General features: G+C 61.3%; 21 protein-coding genes. 8 read left to right on the top strand and 13 right to left on the bottom strand.

Features of this window, described 5'->3' with window-relative positions; genetic code table 11:
* Positions 1 to 2 precede the first annotated feature (2 nt).
* The 7 genes from RHP72_RS02475 to RHP72_RS02445 form a co-directional block, all read right to left on the bottom strand.
* Positions 3 to 689 (bottom strand): HAD family hydrolase, encoded by a 687-nt coding sequence (locus RHP72_RS02475; protein ID WP_311094267.1) that lies wholly within the window; start codon positions 687 to 689, stop codon positions 3 to 5.
* Positions 690 to 958: 269 nt separating this feature from the next.
* Positions 959 to 2,410, bottom strand: coding sequence for a catalase (locus tag RHP72_RS02470; RefSeq protein WP_003943483.1), 1,452 nt, complete (start codon positions 2,408 to 2,410; stop codon positions 959 to 961).
* 31 nt (positions 2,411 to 2,441) lie between these two features.
* Positions 2,442 to 2,996 (bottom strand): Fur family transcriptional regulator, encoded by a 555-nt coding sequence (locus tag RHP72_RS02465; RefSeq protein WP_003943517.1) that lies wholly within the window; start codon positions 2,994 to 2,996, stop codon positions 2,442 to 2,444.
* 285 nt (positions 2,997 to 3,281) lie between these two features.
* Entirely contained in the window at positions 3,282 to 3,929 is a 648-nt protein-coding gene (locus tag RHP72_RS02460; protein WP_311094266.1) for a hypothetical protein, read from the bottom strand.
* Positions 3,913 to 5,628 carry a GMC oxidoreductase gene (locus RHP72_RS02455; protein ID WP_003943453.1) on the bottom strand — a complete coding sequence of 572 codons (1,716 nt, stop codon included), beginning with the start codon at positions 5,626 to 5,628 and terminating at the stop codon, positions 3,913 to 3,915. Before RHP72_RS02455 ends, RHP72_RS02460 begins: the two co-directional genes overlap by 17 nt.
* Positions 5,625 to 7,109, bottom strand: coding sequence for an NAD(P)/FAD-dependent oxidoreductase (locus tag RHP72_RS02450; protein ID WP_311094265.1), 1,485 nt, complete (start codon positions 7,107 to 7,109; stop codon positions 5,625 to 5,627). The genes RHP72_RS02455 and RHP72_RS02450 overlap by 4 nt, the downstream gene beginning before the upstream one ends.
* Entirely contained in the window at positions 7,106 to 7,630 is a 525-nt protein-coding gene (locus RHP72_RS02445) for a TetR/AcrR family transcriptional regulator (protein WP_202427151.1), read from the bottom strand. The genes RHP72_RS02450 and RHP72_RS02445 overlap by 4 nt, the downstream gene beginning before the upstream one ends.
* Positions 7,631 to 7,813: 183 nt before the next feature.
* Between RHP72_RS02445 and RHP72_RS02440 the strand changes: the two genes are divergently transcribed.
* The 5 genes from RHP72_RS02440 (at position 7,814) to RHP72_RS02420 (ending at position 11,631) form a co-directional block, all read left to right on the top strand.
* Complete coding sequence (locus RHP72_RS02440; RefSeq protein WP_007732315.1) at positions 7,814 to 8,524, top strand: LuxR C-terminal-related transcriptional regulator; 711 nt, start codon at positions 7,814 to 7,816, stop codon at positions 8,522 to 8,524.
* Between the two features lie 143 nt (positions 8,525 to 8,667).
* Complete coding sequence (locus RHP72_RS02435) at positions 8,668 to 8,934, top strand: response regulator transcription factor (protein ID WP_370333094.1); 267 nt, start codon at positions 8,668 to 8,670, stop codon at positions 8,932 to 8,934.
* 20 nt (positions 8,935 to 8,954) lie between these two features.
* Positions 8,955 to 10,169, top strand: coding sequence for a sensor histidine kinase (locus tag RHP72_RS02430; RefSeq protein ID WP_082920527.1), 1,215 nt, complete (start codon positions 8,955 to 8,957; stop codon positions 10,167 to 10,169).
* Positions 10,166 to 11,278 (top strand): hypothetical protein, encoded by a 1,113-nt coding sequence (locus RHP72_RS02425; protein ID WP_042922819.1) that lies wholly within the window; start codon positions 10,166 to 10,168, stop codon positions 11,276 to 11,278. The genes RHP72_RS02430 and RHP72_RS02425 overlap by 4 nt, the downstream gene beginning before the upstream one ends.
* Positions 11,279 to 11,325: 47 nt before the next feature.
* A complete protein-coding gene (locus RHP72_RS02420) occupies positions 11,326 to 11,631 on the top strand; it encodes a hypothetical protein (RefSeq protein ID WP_054187015.1) in 306 nt (101 codons plus the stop codon).
* A gap of 6 nt (positions 11,632 to 11,637) precedes the next feature.
* Here the strand turns inward: RHP72_RS02420 and RHP72_RS02415 are convergent, their stop codons facing one another.
* The 3 genes from RHP72_RS02415 to RHP72_RS02405 are packed head-to-tail and all read right to left on the bottom strand — an operon-like array spanning position 11,638 to position 15,568.
* Entirely contained in the window at positions 11,638 to 12,534 is an 897-nt protein-coding gene (locus RHP72_RS02415; protein WP_372027823.1) for a hydroxymethylglutaryl-CoA lyase, read from the bottom strand.
* 16 nt (positions 12,535 to 12,550) lie between these two features.
* Positions 12,551 to 13,765, bottom strand: coding sequence for a CoA transferase (locus tag RHP72_RS02410; protein WP_311094262.1), 1,215 nt, complete (start codon positions 13,763 to 13,765; stop codon positions 12,551 to 12,553).
* A 36-nt stretch (positions 13,766 to 13,801) separates the two neighbouring features.
* Entirely contained in the window at positions 13,802 to 15,568 is a 1,767-nt protein-coding gene (locus tag RHP72_RS02405; protein ID WP_058227103.1) for a multicopper oxidase family protein, read from the bottom strand.
* 272 nt (positions 15,569 to 15,840) lie between these two features.
* Here RHP72_RS02405 and RHP72_RS02400 point away from each other — a divergent pair, with 272 nt between their 5' ends.
* Positions 15,841 to 17,145 carry a DUF222 domain-containing protein gene (locus tag RHP72_RS02400; protein ID WP_311094261.1) on the top strand — a complete coding sequence of 435 codons (1,305 nt, stop codon included), beginning with the start codon at positions 15,841 to 15,843 and terminating at the stop codon, positions 17,143 to 17,145.
* 88 nt (positions 17,146 to 17,233) lie between these two features.
* Here the strand turns inward: RHP72_RS02400 and RHP72_RS02395 are convergent, their stop codons facing one another.
* A complete protein-coding gene (locus RHP72_RS02395; protein ID WP_081557256.1) occupies positions 17,234 to 18,166 on the bottom strand; it encodes an oxygenase MpaB family protein in 933 nt (310 codons plus the stop codon).
* A gap of 1 nt (position 18,167) precedes the next feature.
* Entirely contained in the window at positions 18,168 to 19,949 is a 1,782-nt protein-coding gene (locus RHP72_RS02390; RefSeq protein WP_063315199.1) for an acyl-CoA dehydrogenase, read from the bottom strand.
* A gap of 149 nt (positions 19,950 to 20,098) precedes the next feature.
* Between RHP72_RS02390 and RHP72_RS02385 the strand changes: the two genes are divergently transcribed.
* Positions 20,099 to 20,749 carry a TetR/AcrR family transcriptional regulator gene (locus RHP72_RS02385; protein WP_007731498.1) on the top strand — a complete coding sequence of 217 codons (651 nt, stop codon included), beginning with the start codon at positions 20,099 to 20,101 and terminating at the stop codon, positions 20,747 to 20,749.
* A gap of 43 nt (positions 20,750 to 20,792) precedes the next feature.
* Complete coding sequence (locus RHP72_RS02380; RefSeq protein ID WP_003943507.1) at positions 20,793 to 21,134, top strand: Imm51 family immunity protein; 342 nt, start codon at positions 20,793 to 20,795, stop codon at positions 21,132 to 21,134.
* Positions 21,135 to 21,196: 62 nt separating this feature from the next.
* Here RHP72_RS02380 and RHP72_RS02375 read toward each other — a convergent pair whose 3' ends face one another.
* Entirely contained in the window at positions 21,197 to 22,231 is a 1,035-nt protein-coding gene (locus tag RHP72_RS02375) for an aspartate-semialdehyde dehydrogenase (RefSeq protein ID WP_311094260.1), read from the bottom strand.
* Between the last annotated feature and the right edge of the window lie 4 nt (positions 22,232 to 22,235).

Here is a 22,235-nt window from a genome sequence, read left to right as displayed (position 1 = left end):
GATCAACTCCCGGTATCTAGGCCTGAAACGAGTTCGGAAATCACACTGCCGTCGAGGTGGTCGAGAAGGTCGCGGGCGTCGTCGTACACGGCAGCCGCACCCGCACCTTCGAGTTCGTCGGTCGACATGCCGCCGCTGCGCACTCCCACAGCCACAACGCCCGCCCATGTCGCCGCCTTCATGTCCCAGACGGCATCCCCGACCATGACCGCATTGCCCGCGTCGACACCTGCCTTCGCGAGCGCGACCTCGATCAGGTCCGGATCAGGTTTGGCCTCGTCGACGGATTCCGAAGCGGTGGCGGCGTAGATCATTTCGTCGATGTCGAGCGTCCGGCGTAGCAACTTCAGTTCGTCGTCCGGCGCCGAGGTAGCGAGCACCACATGCAGTCCGAGCGAGTGAACTCGGCGGATCAACTCGCGCGCTCCCGGCAGTACTCGGAGACGGTCGGCCGACTGCCGGTAGTACGTGGTGTGAAGTTCTTTGGCTCGCGGTCCGCACCCGTCGATGTCTTCGCCGAGCAAGGACTCCAGTAGTTGGTCTCCGTCCATGCCGATGCTGCGGTGTACCCGCCACGCGTCGACCGGGCGACCTACCTCGAAGAAAGCTCGCGACCACGCTTCTACGTGCAGATAGTTGGAATCGACGAGCGTTCCGTCGATGTCGAAGAGAACCGCACCTATTGCCATGGGAATTGACTGCCCAACACCTCGGTTCGCGAAACTTGTGCCCCGAGCATTCTCAGCTCGAGAAGCGGATCATGGAGAGTGCGAACAGCAGAAGTGCACGTCGAACAGGGGTGTCGTCATGGAGTCAGTCGTTGTATTCCTTCTCGCATGCTTCGTCTATTGGTTTGCGCTTCTGTAGTTGGGTAGACGGAAACGGACCGCTGCCGGGAAGTGATTTCCCTTGCAGCGGTCCGCATTCGGTAGACCTAGGCGATGCTCATGTCAGCGGGTCACTGACCTGCGCGTACACCTTCTTCGACGCGCTTGCCCAAATCTGCGTCGACGTTCTTCCAGTACTCGAAGACACGCAACAGAACTTCCTCACTGACGCCGGCAAGGGCGTGGCCGACGATGTTGCTCACCAGGCGCTCACGAGCTGCGTCGTCGAGAACTTCACGGACCAGCGTTCCGGCCTGCGTGAAGTCGCCGTCCTCGGCGTGCTCGATGTATCCGGCGCGCACTGCCTTGCCGTCGAACGCCCACAGTCCTTCGTCACCGGCAACCGACGGATCGGCATGCGGTCCGCCGTACGAGTTCGGTGCGTACACCGGCGTCGACGGGGAATTGAAGCTGTAACGCATGGCGCCCTCCTTGGAGTAGGAGTTCACCTCGTTCTTCGGGGCATTGACCGGCAGGTCGGCGTAGTTGGTGCCGATGCGGTAACGATGTGCGTCGGCGTAGGAGAAGACGCGGCCGAGAAGCATCTTGTCCGGGCTGAATCCGATGCCGGGCACCACGTTCGACGGCTCGAACGAAGCCTGCTCGATCTGCGCGAAGAAGTTCTCCGGATTGCGGTTCAGCGTCCACTTGCCGACCTCGATCAGTGGGTAGTCCTTCTGGGACCAGACCTTGGTGAGGTCGAACGGGTTGAAGCGGTAGCCTTCGGCCTCGTCGACCGGCATGATCTGAACCTTGAGTGTCCAGCTCGGGAAATTACCGGCCTCGATGGCGTTGTACAGATCCGCGCGGTGGTAGTCGGGATCGCTACCGGCGAGGCTGTCTGCTTCGGCCTGCGTCAGGAACTCGATGCCCTGATCGGTCTTGAAGTGGTACTTCACCCAGAAGCGTTCACCCGCAGCGTTGACCCACTGGTAGGTGTGCGATCCGAAGCCGTCCATGTTGCGCCAGGTCTTCGGGATACCGCGGTCACCCATCAGCCAGGTCACCTGGTGAGCGGTCTCGGGACGCAGAGTCCAGAAGTCCCACTGCATGTCGTGGTCACGAAGACCGGAGCCGGGCAGTCGCTTCTGCGAACGAATGAAGTCGGGGAACTTGATGGCGTCCTTGATGAAGAACACCGGGGTGTTGTTGCCGACGAGGTCGTAGTTTCCCTCTTCGGTGTAGAACTTCATCGCGAAACCGCGCGGATCGCGCCAGGTGTCCGGGCTGCCCTGCTCACCGGCGACGGTGGAGAAGCGGACGAGTGACTCGGTCTTCTTACCCGGCTGCAGGAACGCGGCCTTGGTGTACTTGCTGACGTCGTGTGTGATGACGAGTTCACCGAAAGCGCCGCCGCCCTTGGCGTGGACGATGCGCTCCGGGACACGCTCGCGGTTGAACTGCGCGAGCTTCTCGATCAGGTAGTGGTCGTGAAGGAGCACCGGCCCCTGAATACCCGCGGTCAGCGATTCGTCATCACTTGCGACCGCGATACCGAAATTGTTGGTGGTGGGCTTGGTCATGGCGAAGCCTCCTAGCGTTGTGGGCTGGGCGTCAGAGGAGCGGGGCTGCATCCGAGTCGAACGCATGGGCTGCATGCGAGGTGGCTGACTCGGAGGTTCTGGACGCATCAATTCGATTCTGCGAGACCGCGTCCGACTCGGTGTCGGATTCGGCAGAATTCTTCAGGCAATCTTCGCAACGGCCCCAGAACACGACCTCGGCTTCGTCGATTTCGAAGCCGTGATTATCGGAAGGTTCGAGGCAGGGAGCTTGGCCGACAACACAATCGACGTCGACGACCTTGCCGCAGCCGCGACAGACGAGGTGATGGTGGTTGTCACCAGTCCTCGTCTCGAACCGTGCGGGCGAACCCGCCGGCTCGATGCGTCGCAGCAATCCTGCGTTCACGCATGCCTTCAGCACGTCGTAAACGGCCTGTGTGGATACCGATCCGAGCTGCTGCCGCACGAGTGCTGCAACAGAATCGGCGTCTGAATGCGGTTGGGCTGTAACCGCATCCAGCACGGCGAGGCGCGGAGCAGTGACCCTCAACCCGACGGCGCGCAATTGCGCTCGGGGGTCGAAGTCATGCTCTCCGTCTCGCATGTTTCCCAGTATGCCGCTTTTCTGGAATTAGTCAAGAAAAGGATTGCCTAAGTTGAATCGAGACCGGTGTCACATATCGAGGACGGGAACAAATCCGGGGAGACCGCCGTTGAACACCCTGTCGGCGTCCGAACAAGCCCCGGGCCCCACCCCTTTTGTCGCTGCGAGCGACCACCCGCCGAGAGGCGCCTGTGGGACGTCGACACCTGACTTTCACACCACACGACCAAGGCCGCCCGGTCACTGACGGGCGGCCTTGGTCGCTTTTCGCAGGTCAAACCCCCGTTACCGACGCCTGGCCGCTCCCGTAGTCATTTTTCCGCCCAGAATCACGACGCCGTGATGGGTGCCCGCAGCCAACCAGTCCGGCAGGGTCTGCCCCTCTGCCTCGACGCTCACGCGCGCGTATCGGAACGATCCCGTCAGCCTTGCCGACGCGATCGCCAGACCTCCACCGGACTCCGGCTGCGCAAATCCCAACGCCCCGGCAATCGGCAGACGCGGCCCGAGCATCCGCGTATCCGAACGCACCCGCCATCCGTCGCCGGTCGCAGTAAATTTCTGCTGCACGTCTCCGTCGAACTCGGCCAGAACCTTGGGTAGTTGCCAGTGGACTCGCCCACCGTGCACCGACGGTTCCGAATCCACCGCGATGAAAGGGACCGCCATCCGCGGCATAGGCCCGATCCGTTTCCCTGGCGCATGCAAGACCGGACTGGCGAGGATCTCGCGATACGGGCCGACCGGCGAAGCGAGGTAGTCCACCATCATGGCCACCGTCATCGGAATCGTTCGACCATCCGGGCCGAGCTCGCGTGCCGCCGACGTACTGCGGTGCCACCACAGTGTCGCGCGAACGCGAGCCGGCCACGGCGGCGGATCACTCACCGGCCAGTCGATGCGGTCACTTGTCGATTCAGGCACGCTCCACATCGGACACCTTCTCAGCTCGAATGGTCAGGGGAAGCCGCAAAGCGCCTGGTGCATGCGTCGGCACCACCGGATCGGACGGCAAAGTCGGATCGATACGTACGTATGGCTCGCCGGTCTTCGGGCGGGCGTCCGCGCCACCCTTGTTCGGCCACATCGCGCACGCTCGTTCCGCCTGCGCAGTGATGGTCAGGGAAGGATTCACTCCGAGATTTGCGCTCACCACCGAACCGTCCATGACGTGCAGTCCCTCGTGACCGTATGCACGCAGATACGGATCGACGACGCCACTCGACGCGCTGTCACCGATCGCGCAGCCACCCAGAAAGTGTGCCGTCATCGGGATGTTCACGATCTCGGCGATGGAACCACCCGGGTCGCCGTCGATCTTCTCGGCGACCTTGCGAATGGCTGTATGACCCTGCGGAATCCACTGAGGAGGTGGATCGCCCGGTCCCGGTCTACTGGTGAGGGAGCGCCCGAATCGTTTGGTGTTCTTGGAAAGTTCGAGGGAGTTGTCGTCGGTCTGCATCACCAGCGCGATGACGGTTCGCTCGGACCAGTTCCGTACCGACAACGATCGCAAGAACGCTCCTGGGTGCCGGGCCGCGACTGCCAGAGTCTTCAGCACCCGGGGAGTTCGCCCACCGCCGTCACTCAGGACGGTCTGCAGAAGTCCTATTGCATTGCTGCCCTTGCCGTATCGCACCGGCTCGATGTGCGTGTGATCATCCGGGTGAAAGGACGACGTGATGGCTACGCCCTGCGTGAAGTTCCGTCGACGCGACTTCGACGTTGCGGCCAGTACGGCTTCGGAATTGGTACGTACGACGGTGCCGAGAGTGTCCGACAGGCCCGGCAGGGCACCGGATTCCTTCATACCGAGCAGCAGTCTCGCCGTTCCGTACGTTCCGGCGGCAACCACCACCTGATCGGCGGTGAACCGAACTTCTCGCCGGCGGACGCCGTCCGTTCGCCTCGCGAGCAGGCGGTAACCACCGCTTGCCGCCGGCCGAAGGTCGGTGACGGTCGTGAGCGGATGAACCCTGGCGCCCGCTTGCTCGGCGAGATGGAGGTAGTTCTTGACCAGCGTGTTCTTCGCACCGACTCGGCACCCGGTCATACATCCCCCGCATTCCGTGCAACCTGTGCGTTCGGGCCCTTTTCCGCCGAAGAACGGGTCCGGCACGGAAACTCCTGCCTCCCCGAAGAAAACCCCGACGGGGGTGGACGTGAAGGTCTCCCCCACGCCCATCTCTTCGGCTACGTCCTTCATCACCGCATCGGCAGGAGTGAAGGACGGATTGGTGCGAACACCCAACATCCGTTTGGCCTGGTCGTAGTACGGCGCCAGTTCGTCGTGCCAGTCAGTGATGTGCGCCCACTGACGGTCTTCGAAGAACCGATTGGGTGGCTGATACAACGTGTTGGCGTAGTTCAACGACCCACCTCCGACGCCGGCCCCCGCCATCACGAGCACATCCGGAAGAAGATGGATGCGCTGAACCCCATAACATCCGATCCACGGCGCCCACAGGTACTTTCGAAGTCTCCAACTGGTTTCGGGCAACTCGTCGTCGGCAAACCGTCGACCGGCTTCGAGCACCCCGACACGGTAGCCCTTCTCCGTCAGGCGAAGAGCGGCGACACTGCCACCGAATCCCGAACCGATAACCACCACGTCGTAGTGCGTAGTGGTCATGCCTCGACGCTTTCGATCTTGCGAGCGGAGTAGTTCTCCCGATCGAAATGCTCCAGCAGCGAACGGAATTTGAAAGTGAACGTCGGCCACTGCACCGAGTTGCGCCCCTCCGGATCGATGTACCAACTCGAGCATCCGCCCTTGTTCCACACCGTGTGCTGCAACTCGTGCTGAATTCCCTTGTTGTAGTGCACCTGCACCGTGTCGTTCACGTCGAGGGCATCGATCCGCTCTCGCTTCATGGTGTTCACGGCGTCGTTGACGTACTCGGCCTGGGACTCGAGCATGTACACGATCGAACTGTGTCCGAGGTTGGTGTTCGGACCGTACATGAGGAACAGATTCGGGAACCCGCTGACCGCAGTACCCTTGTACGCGTTGGGACTACCGTTCCAATGTGCGGCCAGCGTCTCGCCACGTTTTCCGGTGATCAGATGCGCAACAGGCGGTTCCGTCGGCGTGAATCCCGTGGCGAAGATGATGGTGTCGACCTTGTGCTCGACTCCGCGTCCGTCGACCACTCCGTTTTCGGTGACCGAGACGAGCCCACTGTCGACCAGACTCACGTCCGCGCGGTCAAGGGTGCGCAACCAGTCGTTGGACAGAAGCATGCGCTTGCAACCGATCGTGAAATCGGGAGTCAGTTTCCGGCGCAACTCCGGATCTTTCACCTGTCTGCGCAGATGAAGGCGCGCGGCCGCCTCGAAGGCAGGCAGCACCCACGTCGCGTGCGACATCGCGGCACCGAGTAGCTCGCGGAAGCCGTAAACCCACCCTCGAATCACCTTCTGTGTAACGGGAATCCGCGAGTACATGGCCTTCTGTGCGGCAGGCAGGGTGCGATCCATCCGCGGAATCACCCAGGCCGGAGTTCGCTGGAACACGGTGACATGGGCAGCAGGGTCGGCAATTTCGGGAACGAACTGAACCGCCGACGCTCCCGTTCCGATCACGGCTACGCGCTCACCGCGCAGTTCGTGTTGGTGGTTCCACGTCGCCGAATGGAAAGTGGTCCCCGAGAATTGGTCGAGACCGGGGAAATCCGGGATCTTGGGCGTCGACAACGCTCCGGTCGCGGCGACCAGAGCTTTGGCCGTCAACGACCCTCGAGATGTCCGAATACGCCACAGCGCCGCATCCTCGTCCCACACAGCAGCTTCGAGTTCGCAGTTCAGGACTACGCGTTCCACGATGCCGGTGTCTGCGGCCACCTTCTTCAGATAGTTGTAGATCTCGGGTTGACGAGCAAAGGTATGACTCCAATCGGCGCTCGGCGCAAAAGAATACGAGTACAACGCCGTCGGCACGTCACAGGCACAGCCTGGATAGGTGTTGTCGCGCCAAGTGCCGCCGATGTCAGCTCCACGCTCGATCAACACGACGTCTGCAGCGCGATTGTCGCGAAGCATTCTGGCCGCCAAGCCCATACCGGCAAATCCGGCACCGACGATCAGCGTTTCGACATGTTCGGGAAGCTTCACTTCTTCTCCACTCGGGATTGCCAGGCCGGCAACAGTCGCGCTCTGAGCGCGTCGTCGGCTTCGGATGTACGAAACAGGGCTGAGACGGCAAGCCCACGAACGAGTTCGATGGTGAGTTCGACCGACTCGGAGTCGAACCGATCACCGAACAACTCGGCGCTGCCGAACTCGAGCGCCTCACTCACCTTGCGTTCGAGGGGCACCGTCGCCGCATGCAGAACGGGATCGGTCCGCGCCGCGACCCACAATTCGAGGGCGGCATAGAACAGCGGCCCGGAGAACGCGTCCGACAGGACCTCGAGGCCTCGACCACGATCCACTTCAGCGGTGAGGATTTCTTCCAGCCGCTTGTCGACCAGATACTCGACGGCCGCGACGACCAGCGATTCCTTGGTCGGAAAATGATGCAGTTGCGTACCCCGCGAGACGCCTGCGCGGCGGGCGATCTCTTGCGTGCTGGTCCGTGCGTAGCCCAGCTCGACCAACGATTCGACGGCGGCGTCGAGGAGGCGCCCACGCATCGCCGCTGTACGTTCGGCCTGGGTACGGCTTACTTTCGCATCGGAAGTGGTCTCGGTCACAAGACAACTGTAGAGCCGAAACGTAAAACAGTCCAGGCTGACTTCAAATCTTGACACGTAACATACCGGTCAGTCAGCTCTGCCTGATAACGTCCTCGCATCGAGCGGAGGGAAACAATCGCTATGCCAGAGCAAACAGCATTTCCACACCGCCGTGTCGGGTTGGTGGAAGACCACGAGTCGGTAGCAATCGGCGTGTCCGTGATGCTCGAGGACGAGCCGGACCTCGAATTGGTGTGCATCGCGACCACTGTGTCCGAGATGCTCGCTCAGAACGTCGCCTTGGATCTGGCAATCCTCGACCTCCGGCTGGCCGACGGTTCATCGCCCAAGAGCAATGTCGAGCAACTGCGGGCCGCCGGGCTCGAGACATTGATCTTCACCGGGGCGGAAAACCCGTACCTCGTTCGCTCGGCCGCCCGTGCCGGCGTGCTGGGTGTTGTACGCAAGTCCGAACCGACTGCCGTCGTGGTTGATGCGATACGCGCCGCCGCGTCGGGAAGGCAGGTGGTGACGACAGAGTGGGCTGCCGCAATCGACGGGGATCCAGGTCTCGACGAAGTGGGTCTGAGCCCTCGACAACTCGAGGTCCTCGAACTTTACGCATCCGGAGAGAAGGCGGATCGAGTTGCGCGACTCACCGGTTTGGCGCCGCAGACGGTTAACGACTACCTCCAGCGCATCAGGCAGAAATATGCGGCTGTCGGACGACCCGCACCGACAAAAACGGATTTGTACAAACGCGCGGTCGAAGACGGGGTGTTACCAATTCCTGAACGGCCTACTTCCGGAAAAAAGCTGACTTTGACTAACAATGAGGTTCGGCAACAATAACTCTCTTAGCGCTGCCCCTGAAAATATGGGCAGAGGAATTGATGTCTGGGAAAAATTTCCCTCTTCGAATTACATTCATCTGACAAGAAGACGGCACTGTCGGGGGTCTGTCATTCCGCTACAGAGAAGTAAGGACGAAACTCATGACAGTCACTGTGGAAAACTGCATGGCACAGGATCCCGTAGGACCGCACCTTTCGGAGCGCGAAATCGAGGTTCTCAGGGAATGGCTACTGAGTGATTCGAAGTCGCGCGTTGCTCAAAACCTCTACATCAGCGTGGGAACGGTGGGGACCCACCTGTCGCGGATTCGCGAGAAGTATGCCGACGTTGGAAGGAACGCACCAACGAAATGCGAATTACTCGTGCGAGCGATACAAGATCAGATAGTGACGATCGACGAACTCTGATCAGACTGCCTCACCCATCCTTGGCGAATGATTCAGCAGAGAGTCAATCAAGTACTACCGATTCCACCTTCACCGACAAGATCCTTCGTCTGTTCGGTAGATTCGTGTGCGCCGGCTACCTGTTCTACCTGCTCATCCTGATTCCGAATATCAGAGACGCAGCGGCAACCACCGCGGCCTGGTGGACACCTGTGGCCATCTTCGCGATATTCGGAACAGCCATGGTGTTGGGACTTTCGACGTTCCTGCCCCAGACAATCTGGATTCGTCGAGCTGCCGCAATTAATGCGATTGCCTATATTCTCGTTGCGTGCGCGTGGTGGCCTGCCTGGACCGGTGAACATGTCCAAGGCTTCGGGACGTGGCTCGCCAACATCCCTGGTGTCGCCGGGCTAGCAGCCGCAGCTGCATGGCAGCCTGCCTGGGCTCTGCTATACCTCGGGGTGGGAGTCACGCTCGTCCAACTGATCAATCACGCCATCCGCGAAGCACCCCTGTTCTATCTTCTGATTCCGGATCTCAGTGCTGCGCTGATGTTCTGCACAGTTTTTGTTGCAGCATCTGTTGTCGCACTTCGCACCGGGCAAACCCTTGACGCCACCATCGCGAGTACCCACGCTGCGGCCGCCGGAGCCGCGGCTGCAGCTGCAAAAGACGTCGAACGCGAACGCTTCAACGCCCTGATCCACGACACCGTGATGTCGACCTTGTTGGCTGCTGCACGAACGGACTCCGACTCCACCGTCGCCGGGCAGTCACGGCGCACACTGGCCCGCCTGGACCATCTTCGTTCGGGAGTCGAGACCGCAGAGCGATTGGACCCGGATGCGGTTCTTGCTCAACTCCGTTCGGCAGCCTCGGAAGTCGATGAGAATGTCACCTTCACATCACACGTGGAGTCAAACGCCAACAATGCCGAGTTCCCGTCGGAACCGGTGAGTGCTCTCGCAGGAGCCTTGAGTGAAGCACTGCGTAACAGTAAGAAACACGCCGGGCCGGACGCACGTCGTTCGGTCGACGCAATTGTCGAAGAAACTCGAATGGAGGTGACGGTATGTGACAACGGAATCGGTTTCGATCCTCGCACCGTACCGACGCATCGACTCGGCATCGCCGTGAGCATTCATGCCAGGGTACGCAGTATCCCCGGAGGGGCAGCAGACGTCGCGTCTTCTCCAGGAGCAGGAACCAAAGTCACTCTGTCCTGGCAACGAGCTGAGATGGCTCCTCGATGAACTTCGATGCGGGAAACATCGCCGTAGGCAAAGACATCCGCGACCTACTCGGAATGCGTAGTAGATCCGCTCTCCTTCTCGTTGCCTGCTTCACCGTCACGTATTCGATTTCCGCCGCGTACGGGACAAGCGGAGTCAGGTCCTCGTGGCCGCTGGCAGTCGCGGTACTCGTTGGGTCAGCAGCTGCTTTCTCCATCGTCCTGACTGACGGGGACCCCATGCCCCTTCACCAGAGCATCCTGCTCAGTGCTACCGGCTTAGTCGCCTGCGGCGCGGTGTTCATGGTATTGCCGGTACCTGTGCATAATCCGGCCCAACTCTGGCCTTTCGGAATGTGTACTGTCGTCTTCACCTTCATGTGTGTGCGGGGAAGGACGGGCTACGCCTGGCTTGGCGTGATTCTTTTGATTGCCTCCTCGGTTGCCTGGGCGACTGTGACAGGTCAAGGACCGTTGTACGGCTTCGCCGAGTCTTTCGCCAACGTCGGACCAGTTCTAATGTCGACGGTCTTCGCACTTACGATTCGGCCACGAGCCAAGACGATCTTCGAACTACGCCAAGCGTCTACCGAACGCATCGCCGCAGGAGCAGCCACGTCGGCAGTCATCGAAGAAAGAGACGCCCAACTCGACAGACTCAACATACTGGCCCGGCCTCTGCTCGAGCGGATTGCTTCAGGCGTGCCAATGGATTCCACCGAGAAATTGGCATGTGAATTACTCGAAGCTCAACTACGTGACTCGCTCCGAGCGCCGGGATTTCAGAAGAATCACGTGATCGATGCTGTGCGTGCCGCTCGAAACCGCGGCGTCGAAGTAGTCCTGCTCGACGACCACGGAATGGATGGCGCGAACGCCGACGTGCGCGACCGAATCCACTCGAGCATCGTCCGGGAACTCACCGCGATCACGCGAGGAAAAGTGACCATACGGATCCTTCCACCTCGGCGTACCGCTATGGCCACGATGCTGGTCGACACTGAAGACGTTCGACGAATCGAGTTCGATCACAACGGCATGCAGCTGCTACGGCAGGGGGACCGGGGAGAGCTCGGCACCTCGTCCATGTCCGTCGATCCGACTACAGACAGCGCCGTCGAACCCGAATAGCTTTCGAGGAGAGTGAGATTCACCGGGTCGATCACCAGGAGAAATGAATGATCTTCGAACTGCGTCCAGCGCATGTCGCGCGTGCCCTCGCCGCATTGTGTGCCCTTCCGATTCTGTGGACCTTCGCAGTAGAGGGAATCACCACGACAACGGAATACGACTACAGCACAGGCGAAGTGTCCTCGTCGAGCGACCTGGGCTCTCAGATCGGAAGCGTCGCGATCTGGATCGTCCTCGCGATCGCATTTGCCGCCGGTGCCTGGTATCTGGAGAAGCAGCGCATCGGTTGGCCGGCCGCGGCGCACGAGCAGCTGGTCAAACTGCAGCTGGCATCACCCAACCGAGAAGGGTAAAGGTCCCTACCGCTTCCGATCGCCGGCGCGGAGAAGATTACTGGGAACCGTATGGCCCACTATCTCCTCTGCAACGGCAGCGGCACGAATGCTCGCATCCAGGTCGATACCCGTCGCAATGCCCATGTCTTCGAGCATGTAGACCAGTTCCTCCGTCGCGATGTTGCCACTGGCACCGGGAGCGAACGGACAACCACCGAGACCTCCGGTGGACGCGTCGAGGTTTCGAACACCGTGCTGCACAGCCGCAAACGCGCACGCAAGACCAGCGCCACGCGTGTTGTGGAAGTGCGCACCCAAGCCGAAGTCACCTACTCTTTCGCCCACAGCGTCGATCAATCGTCCGACACGTCCCGGCGTGGCAGTGCCGATGGTATCTGCGATCGAGAACTGATCAGCACCGAACTCCTTGGCCTGCTCCGCAATCCGCAGAACACGATCCGGGTCGGTTGGACCGTCGAACGGACAGTCCCAGGCTGTGGCCACGATGACCTCCACCCGTCCTCCGGCGTCGTGGACGATCCGGACGACCTCTCCGATACGTTCGGTCGCTTGCTCCGTCGTCGACCGAGTGTTGGCCTCGCTGTGGCCATTCGATGCCGACACAACATATTCGACGGTTTTCACTCCTGCGGCGACGGCCCGTTTCGCTCCACCGATTCCGGCGACCAATGCCGAGAACTCGATGCCGGGCCACTGGTGCAGTTCTGCTGCCAACAATTCCGCGTCGGCCAACGCCGGCACAGCGCGCGGTGAGACGAACGACGTCGCCTCGATACGCGAAACACCCGTCGCAGCCAGAGCATCGACAAGACGAAGTTTCTCCGCCAGCGACACCGGGTCTTCGATCTGCAACCCGTCCCGTGGTCCGACTTCACGAATACTGACTGCTGGAATACCCACGCCAGGTACCGACATGTCAGATCACGCCCTTCATCTTCAGTTCTGCCTGCTCGTTGTCCGAGAGTCCGAGGAGCCCGCCCCACACCGAGGAGTTGTCGTGACCCGGCGCCGACGCTCCCGCGTTGCGCACGGATCCGGGTGTCTCACTGAAGGTAGGCACGACGCCCAAGCCGAGGACGTTTTCACCGATCCGCTCGTCGTAGTGGTCGACGAGCATCCCCCGCTCGATCAGCTGCGGATCCTTGACGACATCTTCAACCGTATTGATCGGCCCGGCAACAACTCCCACTTCGGTGAGGCGTTCCACCAGGCTGGTGGGATCTTGGAGCGCGACCCAGGCGCTGATCAGTTCGTCGAGCTCGTCCTGATGTTTGCCACGGGCAACATGATTGGAGAAGCGGTCGTCATGCGCTAGTTCCGGTCGCCCCATGATGGTGCACAGACGCACGAAGAGCGTATCCTGATTGGCTGCGATCACCACCCAGTTTCCTTCAGAGGTCTGATAGATGTTGGACGGCGCAATACCCTCCAATCTCGTTCCCGAGGGCTGCCGGATGATCCCGCCCCGATCGTAATCCGGGATCGTGGATTCCTGCACCGCCAGACAGGATTCCGTGAGGGCAACGTCGACCACCTGACCACGGCCGGTCCGCTCTCGTGAGAGCAACGCCGCCAGCACTCCCTGAACGGCGAACATCCCGCCGAGAGAATCTCCGAGCGAAAGGGCAATACGCGGAGGCGCCTGCCCTGGATAACCGTTCAGATGCCGAAATCCGCTGACCGCTTCGGCAACCGAGGCGTAGCCGGCGCTCTTGGCTTGCGGTCCGCTCTGCCCGTAACCGGATACCCTGGCCAACACCAACTTCGGATTGCGCGCACTGAGAACGTCGAATCCCAGGCCCCACTTCTCGAGGGTGCCCGGCCGGAAGTTCTCGACCACCACATCGGCATGTTCGATCAGATTCAGAAACAGGTCTCGTCCCGCGTCGACGCGAAGGTCCAACGTCACACACCGCTTGTTGCGGGCGTGAACCGTCCAGAAGAATCGATGACCGTCCTGCTCGGCCTGACCCCAGGTACGAAGCGGGTCCGGGCGGTCCGGCGATTCGATCTTGATCACGTCGGCGCCCATGTCGCCGAGCAGTTTCCCGGCGAAGGGCCCGGCGATCAAGGTTCCGAGTTCAATCACCCGATATCCGTCCAGGGGCCCGGTGGGCGCACCTTCCGACACAGCTGCCTCCTCTGGGGACTTTTCTCCCCTTGAAGGCTACGTCACCACCCGATATCGCAACATCATGTCGTGGTCTTCGTGATCGAGCATGTGGCAGTGCCAGACGTACCCCTGCAGGTCCCCCATGCCGACTTCTCCGTGTGCCGAGTGGTCTGCCATGGAACCTCTCGCGAAAGTTGCATCCGGATCGAAGCCCAACTCGTCGGCCGTCGGAAAGCGCACGATCACGCGGGTAATCGAGTTGGCATCCACGATGACAGTGTCTTTCTCCCCCGTTTCCCAAACTTCGGGAGGCCGCAGCGGGGAGGTCACGAATTCCTCTGCCGACGGCGTCCACCGGACCCCCAGATCAGGTACCGGGTACCGCTGCATGAGCGCTGCAGTGTCGATGTTCTGGCGCCCCACAACGCGGAACGCCACCAGGTGCAGATGAATCGGATGTGGTTCCGTGGTGATGTTGATCAAATTCCATTGCTCGATGGTTCCCTGACGCGGCAGTTCGATATCTGAATCAGTGAACCGCAAATTATTGAGCGACATGGTGATCGACGGGTAATCCGAGGGACGCGACAGCTGCATGATCGTGAGATTTCGCACCACATCCGGGGACGCCGGTTCGGCAGCAACGGAATTCAGCTGCTGCGGGATCGAGCCGGTGAATCCCTTTGCGCTGCCCACGTCGAACCGACAGAAGACCGGCATCACCTGCGTGCCGCGTTGCGCCACCGCAAGGGGTACCGGTTCGTCGTTGCGCAATTCCACCGTCGTGCCCGGCTCGAGCATACTGAAGTCGACAAGCAGATCAGCGCGTTCACCCGGACTCAGCCGGACGTGATCCGTCGGCGCAGGAGCGGCCAAAAATCCTCCTTCGGAACCGATCACCCAGAACCGCATACGATTTGCGAAGTGCAGATTCCACACCGAATAGGTTGCGGCATTGAGCAGTCGCAATCGGTACAGTCCGCGAGCCACCTCCACTTTCGGCCATACGACGCCGTTCACTACACCCACGTCACCGGGAGTCGCCGGATCCCAGGAACCCTGCGGAGTGAGCCACGTGGAACGGACACTCTGTTGACCGTCGGAGGTGAAGACCTTGTCCTGCAGAATCATCGGAAGCTCGAATTCGCCGGACGGCAAGCCGAGAGAATTCCCGGTGGTGCCTGTATCTGCGTCGTCACGGAGAAAATACATCCCGACCAGCCCGGCGTAGACGTTGAGGCGCGTCATTCCCATGGCGTGATCGTGATACCAAAGATTGCCGGCTGCACGACCATTCGTGTACTCGTGAACCAAACCTTCGCCCGGACGCTGGATCAGCTCCGGATGCCCGTCGAACTGCGGTGCAGTAACTCCTCCGTGCAGGTGAAGCGAGGTGGGGACCTGTGTGCGGTCGAGGTCGCTGACGCCGTGCAGACCCGGATCGACATCCGCGGCAAGTGGATACGCAGAAATGTCATTGGCATATCGGACTGTGACGAGCTGATCGACGTGAGCTTCGATGGTGGGGCCCAGATAATCCATTCCGCCGTAACCCAGCGACGGCGACGACGGTAGGTCCGGATGGAATCGGTGCATCGACGATGCCGCACGAAGCTCCAGGTTGCCACCCGAAATGCCCGGCAGGACAGGAAGGGTCTCCCGAAACGGTTCCAGCCGGGGTGACGGAAGTTGGAATGGGCGCAGCGGATCGACATCAGGTGGTCGAGCCGTCGCTGATCCAGCGGACAACGCGCTCAGACCGGCCAGCAGGCCAAGCCCTTGAACAAATGATCGGCGACGGATCTTGTGTGACTCGTCCACTCACGGCCCCCTCACGCTGACGGCATCCGGAGCGGGTTACCCGTGTGCCCGCACGGTCAAACACCGACCACCTTCTCCAACCAAAGCTCGAAAATCGGCGACCTTACCCCACCGCACCGGTCGCCGTACTCGACGACCTCCTCCGTCCCGACGAAACACGTTTGCGGACAACGGATGCACTCTTGCAGCTTTGCGAGAAGCCGAAGATTCGAAAACGCTCTTGACTCGAACGCATGTTCGAGTATGATTTGGGGAGGGGATCGGGGGATTCAATGAGTGTCTTGTTGTCGGATGTGGTGTCTGGTTCTGCGGTGGGGTTGCGCGGACGTCTGTGGCAGTTGACTGCTGCTGAGTTGCGTGAGGCTGCTGTCGAGGCGAGTGCGGAGATTCTGCGCCTCGAGGCGGTTCGAGTGGCCGTGGTGGACGAGTTGTCGTTGCGCCCGGATGATCAGGTGATTGCCAGCCGCGGAGTGGGGTCCTGGTTGGCGGCCAACACGATGCTGCAGGTCCGGGACGGGAAGAAGATCGCCGCCCTAGGTGCAGCTTTGCGGCCGTTTCCGGCTGTGGCAGCTCGGTTCGATGACGGGGACTGCTCGTTCGATCATGCCGTGTTGATCGTGGCGTTCTGTGAGTCACCGCCGAAAGGCATGCCGGAGGAGGCGCTCCCTCGTTGTATCGACCTACTGCTTGCGGCTGCGTCGGGGGTGGAGGCGACGACGACGAAGGTGCGGAACGTGATCGCGACCTTGGAGCGGTTGTTCGAATCCGATGAGATCCCGCCCGCCGAAGATGTCGACCGGAACGAGTTGCGGATCGCCTCGACATTGAACGGTCGGGTGGTGGTGCGCGGCGATTTCGACGCCCTCACCGGCGAAATGCTGCTCTCCGCGTTGTCGAATCTGACGATGCCCACCCCGGCACCGGACGGAACCCCCGACGCCCGGTCGGCAGCGAAGCGGACCGCGGACGGGTTCACCGAACTGATCCGCCGGTACCTCGACTGCGCCAAAACCGGCAAAGACGGTGGCCAACGTCCGCACGTGAACGTGCACATCAATGCCCATGATCTCGCTGAGCATCGAGACTGCGCCGCCACACCCTCCACTGCTGATGGTGAAGAGTCTCTGTCGGATCTTGATGTCGGGCACATGCCCTGGCTCGGGCCACTCTCGGTGTCGCAGACCAGGCTTCTCGGGTGTGATTGTTTCCTGTCGACCGTTCTGCTCGACGATCACGGCGCGCCCTTGGATGCGCAACCAGGGAAGAGGTTGGTCACCGCCGAACAACGCGTCGCCCTCATCGCCCGAGACAAAGGCTGCGCCTTCCCGGGCTGCACATGCGTGCCCGCCTGGACGGATGCGCACCATATCCGGCACTGGGCAAACGGTGGCCCGACGGTGATGAACAACCTGGTCCTGCTGTGCCGTTCACATCACCGGCTGATGCACCGCAAATCCGGGTTCGTCGGGAAATGGGAAATCCGAATAGGAGTCGACAACAAACCCTGGTTCATCCCGCCGCCCTCGATCGACCCCGGGCAGCAACCGCGCCCAGCGAACACCACATTCAAAACCTGAGAACGAACCTCAGGCACAACAGAACACGGCCGAGCACCGCATCGAAGGGATCCCCCCGATGCGGTGCCAACAGGCCGTGGCGAACCCGTCAGACGGCCTGCGCAACCTTGGCGGCTCGCGGGAATCGCTCCCGAATCTCCGCTGGCGTGACAACTCTCGGGTCCAGGGGTTGCTCGTCACGCAGGTGGCGCTCCAACACCTTGCCCGTCATCGGCGCAATGACTTTCAGAGCAGTGGTCATGTTCTTCGGTGAACTACCCAACCGGACTGCCGTTCGCACCGCGGGCGCAATTGCTCTGTCCAACAACGCTGGCTGATCGAACCCACCCATCGTTCGCATCCAGCCGGGCAAAGTCGCGATAGTGGCCGGCGCGACCAATCGGCTGAATGTCGCGAACTTCGTCTTCCCCTGCGCTCTCGGTGTTCTCAACAAGTAGTGCATCGCCCGGTTGGCACGCTCGGAGGTACACAATCTGGGCCTGACTTCAGCGAAGTACTCACGTACCTCGTCTCGGGAGCGTGGAACGTCGGAGGTCTTGCATGTCTGTAGTTCGGCAGCGATCACGCATTCTTCCCAGTACCGCTGCTCTTCGACAGCTGAAAGCGGGCCCGGCCCATACATCTCGTAGCACTTGAGCACCGAATGCCAACCCGTCACGTGGATCCAGAGTTGTGACGCCGGATTGTTTGCGCTGTAACGAGTTCCGGTGATCGGTTCAACGCCCGTAGCCTGAGCATGAACTGTCATGAGGTGGTCGGACAGCGCCAGTGCTGTCCGCCCGTCGGCAGTGGCGACGGTCAGGAAGTACGCCAAGGTTCGGTCGAGTCGCCCGGCCGGATCGCTGTAAATCCCGCTCATGTCTGCCACTGCGGCAGCCAAGAAGGGGTCGAAGTGCTCGAGCACCACCGACCGCTGGAACCCGATCAGCGCTGTCGGCGCGGCCCAGATCTTCCAACTGGGTGATCCTGGGCCGAAGAAGCCGTAATCCTCACGCGGTCGATTCATCGTCAGTTCAGACATTTCATTCCTCCCCGTTCGTTGAGCCGGCACCGTTCATTTCGTAGGCACCAGACAAGGCGACTACTTGCTGCCAGACGTACTCGAATCGCTCCGCCGCGAACGTGGGGCGCCGAATAGATGCCAGTGCCAACCGTTGCTGATCTTCACTGGCGCTGGGTTTTCCGTACAACTCCACCGCTGCAGCACTGAAGTCGCGGACCAGGACATCGAAGATCTGATCCAGCACCCCACCGCTCCGCTGCCCCTCGTCCAATCCCAAGATCTCGGCTTGTTCGAGGATCAACTGGCCGTAGACGACGAGGGTGAAGAGTTCGGTGATCGCCAGGCCGAAGTCCAAGTCGACCTGCTGCGCCGCATCCGGTGCAGCTTCGGCCAAAAGGGTCACGAGCGCTTCTGCCTGCTCCATGAACAGTGCAACGTTGGGAACATCCGCGAACTTCGCGTACACCGCTCGCCAGTCGTCGAATCGAACCTTCGACAACCCCCGTGCCGGGCCCTGACGGAACAGGAACTCGTCGTCGGCTGCATCGTTGCGCGTCGGAATCGCCGGAAATGACTCGGGGGCAAAGAGGTACGCCGGCATGAACTTGGCGATCAGGGCGAGATTGACGGCGACGGTCCCCTCGAGCTTGGGCAGCCCGTCGACATCCATCTTGGCCACCGCGAGGTAGCTGTCCTTCTCGAAGCCCTTTGCCGCAGCGATGTCGGAGAGCAGTCCGATCACCTTCTGTGCCTCGGTTGTCACCTTCATCTTGGTGACGGGATTGAACAAGAGGTAGCGGCGGTCCTCGGGCGATGCGGTGCGGAAGTAGTCCACCGCACGATCCGAGAAGAGCCTCATCGCCAGCAGGCGCGCGTACGCGTCGACGAATTCACGTCGTACGTGTGGGAACGCCGTGACGGGATTGCCGAACAGGATTCGATTGTGCGCGTGGGTAATCGTCTCGTACAAGGTATGAGTCGACATACCGATTCCGCCGAAGCACAGGTTGAACTTTCCGATGTTCACGGTGTTGAGTGCGGCACTGAATGCTGCCTCGCCGGTATGCAGGATATCCTCTGCCGCAACGGGATAGTCGACGAGTGAGAACTCCGCTACGTACATCTGGGCCGGAACGATGTTCTTCACCACGGTGAATGCCGGATGGTCCGAGTCGGCGTAAAAGAAGACGTACTGATCAGTGCCCTCCACTCCGTCGACACGGCCGAAGACAGAGACCGTGTTGGCGCAGTTGCCATTTCCGATGTAGTACTTCGAACCGCTGGCCAGGTACCCGCCGCTGCCGTTGGGCGTCAAGACCATGTCCGTGGAGTAGACGTCCGCGCCATGCTCTTTCTCGGACAGTCCGAATGCCGCAACGCCTCCGGAAGCCAAAGCGGAAGCTGCTCGCGCCCTTGCCGTCTCGTTGTCGCTCTGCCACACCGGCCCGAGACCGAGGATGGTCACCTGCCACGGGTACCAGTAGTTGAGTCCGTAGAAGCCGAGGATCTCGGACAGCGCGGCGATACGACTGGTATCCCAGCGCTTGTCAGAGTCGCCACCACTGTCGCGGGCGGGCGTCAGAAATGTGGCGAACAGACCTTCCTTCGCCGCGAAATCGAGGAAATCGGAGTAGAAGATCTTGTCGTGATAGTCGGCCAGGAGTCGGTTCTTTCCACGCGCCTCGAACCAGTCGACGGTCGCGCCCAGCAGTCTCCGCGTGGTCGCGTCGAACTCCGGCCGATCGTACGTGGAGGGATGGAGCAGCAGATCATTCGGCACTAAAGAGGTCGACGCTGTCATAGCGGTTGTTCTCCTCGAGATCTCGGCAGAGGCGCCTCACTGAGCACCATTCGAATACAACGCCACCGTAACAATTGCAGACGATGAATACAACGGTTGCGTATTATTCACGAAGAAGTGGCAGGCAGATTAGGGTGAGAGCGGAGGTGATGCACACGATGACCAGGTCACAAGCTGACGCAACGGATACACCGCGGCGCAAGTACGCCCCTCGCATGGCGCCGGAGCAACGTCGCGAGCAGCTCCTCGACGCAGCATTCGAGGTCACCGGCCGCGTTGGCCTGCACAACCTCAGCATGGAATCCGTCGCTGCCGAAGCCGGTGTCGGCAAGCCCGTCCTCTACACGATTTTCGATACCAGGACCGATCTCGTCGCTGCACTGCTGCGCCGCGAGCACGAGCGAGCCATCGCTCAGGTGCTCGAAACCATGCCGACAGATCTGAGCGAACTCGGCCCAGCGGCGTCGTACACCGGGACCGTCGGCGCCTTCGTCGACGCCGTACTGGAGAACCCGACGCGCTGGCGCCTGATTCTGACGTCTGTCGAGAACGCCCCCAGCGAGTATCACGGCTTGTTGAAGCTCTCTCGCGGAGCTGTCTTCGCCCGCGCCGAAGAACTGGCCCGCGCCGGGATTGCCCTCGAGTCGAAGCTCGAAGGCCTTGATCCGGTTCTCCTCGCACACACCATGATGTCGTTCGCCGAAATGCTCGGACGACTGGCCGTCAGTGATCCCGAAACCTATACCCGAGAACGACTTTCCAGTTTTGCCGTGGCTCTCGCACAATCGGTCGGGCGTTAGCGGCCGACTGAAACCTGTCGGTCGGATCTGCTTCAATACACGCATGACATCACCATCGATCGAACCGCTACAGCTTTTCGAAACGTCTCCGGGCAACTGGTCACTGATGCTCACCGACCAGCATTTCGGCAAGGTGGCATCGATATTCGAGCAGGTAGAGGGTTTCGAAGGCTCCGGTTACGACTGGGCGTCGGTCGCCCACGCAGTGGTAGGCCGCGATGCACCGCATCTGGAGGGCCGCTTCGGCACCGATCCCGAAGCGGGCATGTTTGTTGCGTACGGCAGCGACAACGGAGCTCTTGGTGAGCTCGGAGCGCTACTCGCCAAAGCGTATTCGGATGCCGAGTACCTCGGTGGCCTGGTCGCCATTTCCGAACTCGATTAGAGCGCCTGTCGAAACGACACCGGCCCCACACCTAGGTGCGGGGCCGGTACCGAACGAAAGATCTAGCCGACCAACAGCTCGGCAATCTGAATCGTGTTGAGCGCGGCACCCTTACGCAGGTTGTCGCCCGAAACGAAGAGCGCGAGTCCGCGTCCCTCCGGGACACCCGGATCCTGACGGATACGACCGACCAGCGACGCGTTGCCACCGGCAGCGGCCAGCGGCGTCGGAACCTCGATCAGCTCGACGCCCGGAGCGTCGGCGAGGATCTCCTTGGCGCGAGCAACCGAGAGCGGGTTGGCGAACTCTGCGTTGATCGCGAGCGAGTGCCCGGTCACGACGGGAACGCGCACGCACGTACCCGAAACCAACAGATCGGGAAGTCCGAGGATCTTGCGGCTCTCGTTGCGGAGCTTCTGATCCTCGTCGGTCTCGCCGCTTCCGTCGTCGACCAGCGAACCTGCCAGCGGCAGGACGTTGAACGCGATGGGGGCGACGTAGTTGTTCGGGGCCGGGAAGTCGACGGCACTGCCGTCGTGAACCAGCTTCTCCGCGTCTCCGACTACGGCGCGCACCTGGCCGAGGAGTTCCTCGACGCCGGCGATGCCGCTACCGGACACGGCCTGGTAGCTGGAGACGATCAGACGCTGCAGACCGGCTTCATCGTGCAGAACCTTCAGCACCGGCATCGCTGCCATGGTGGTGCAGTTGGGGTTCGCGATAATGCCCTTGACCAGGTTCTTCGTGTCCTGCGGGTTGACCTCGCTGACCACGAGGGGAACCTCGGGATCCTTGCGCCATGCCGAAGAGTTGTCGACAACGGTCGCGCCGGCAGCAGCGAAGCGCGGAGCCTGGGCGCGCGAGAGCGTCGCACCGGCTGAGAACAGGGCGATGTCGATGCCCTTCAGGTCCTCATCCGATGTGGCGGCCGCATCCTCGACGATGATCTCTTCGCCGCGGAAGGGCAGCTTCTTACCGGCGGAGCGTGCAGATGCGAAGAACCGCACCTTGTCCGCGGGGAAGTTCCGCTCTTCGAGCAAAGTGCGCATGACGATGCCGACCTGACCGGTCGCACCGACAACAGCGATAGTCGTCATGAGA

Origin of the sequence: Rhodococcus sp. SG20037 (assembly GCF_031763325.1) — a bacterium.
Taxonomy (GTDB): domain Bacteria; phylum Actinomycetota; class Actinomycetes; order Mycobacteriales; family Mycobacteriaceae; genus Rhodococcus_F; species Rhodococcus_F qingshengii.
The sequence above is the reverse complement of the archived record's forward strand: the minus strand, read 5'-3'. Positions and strand labels throughout refer to the sequence as shown.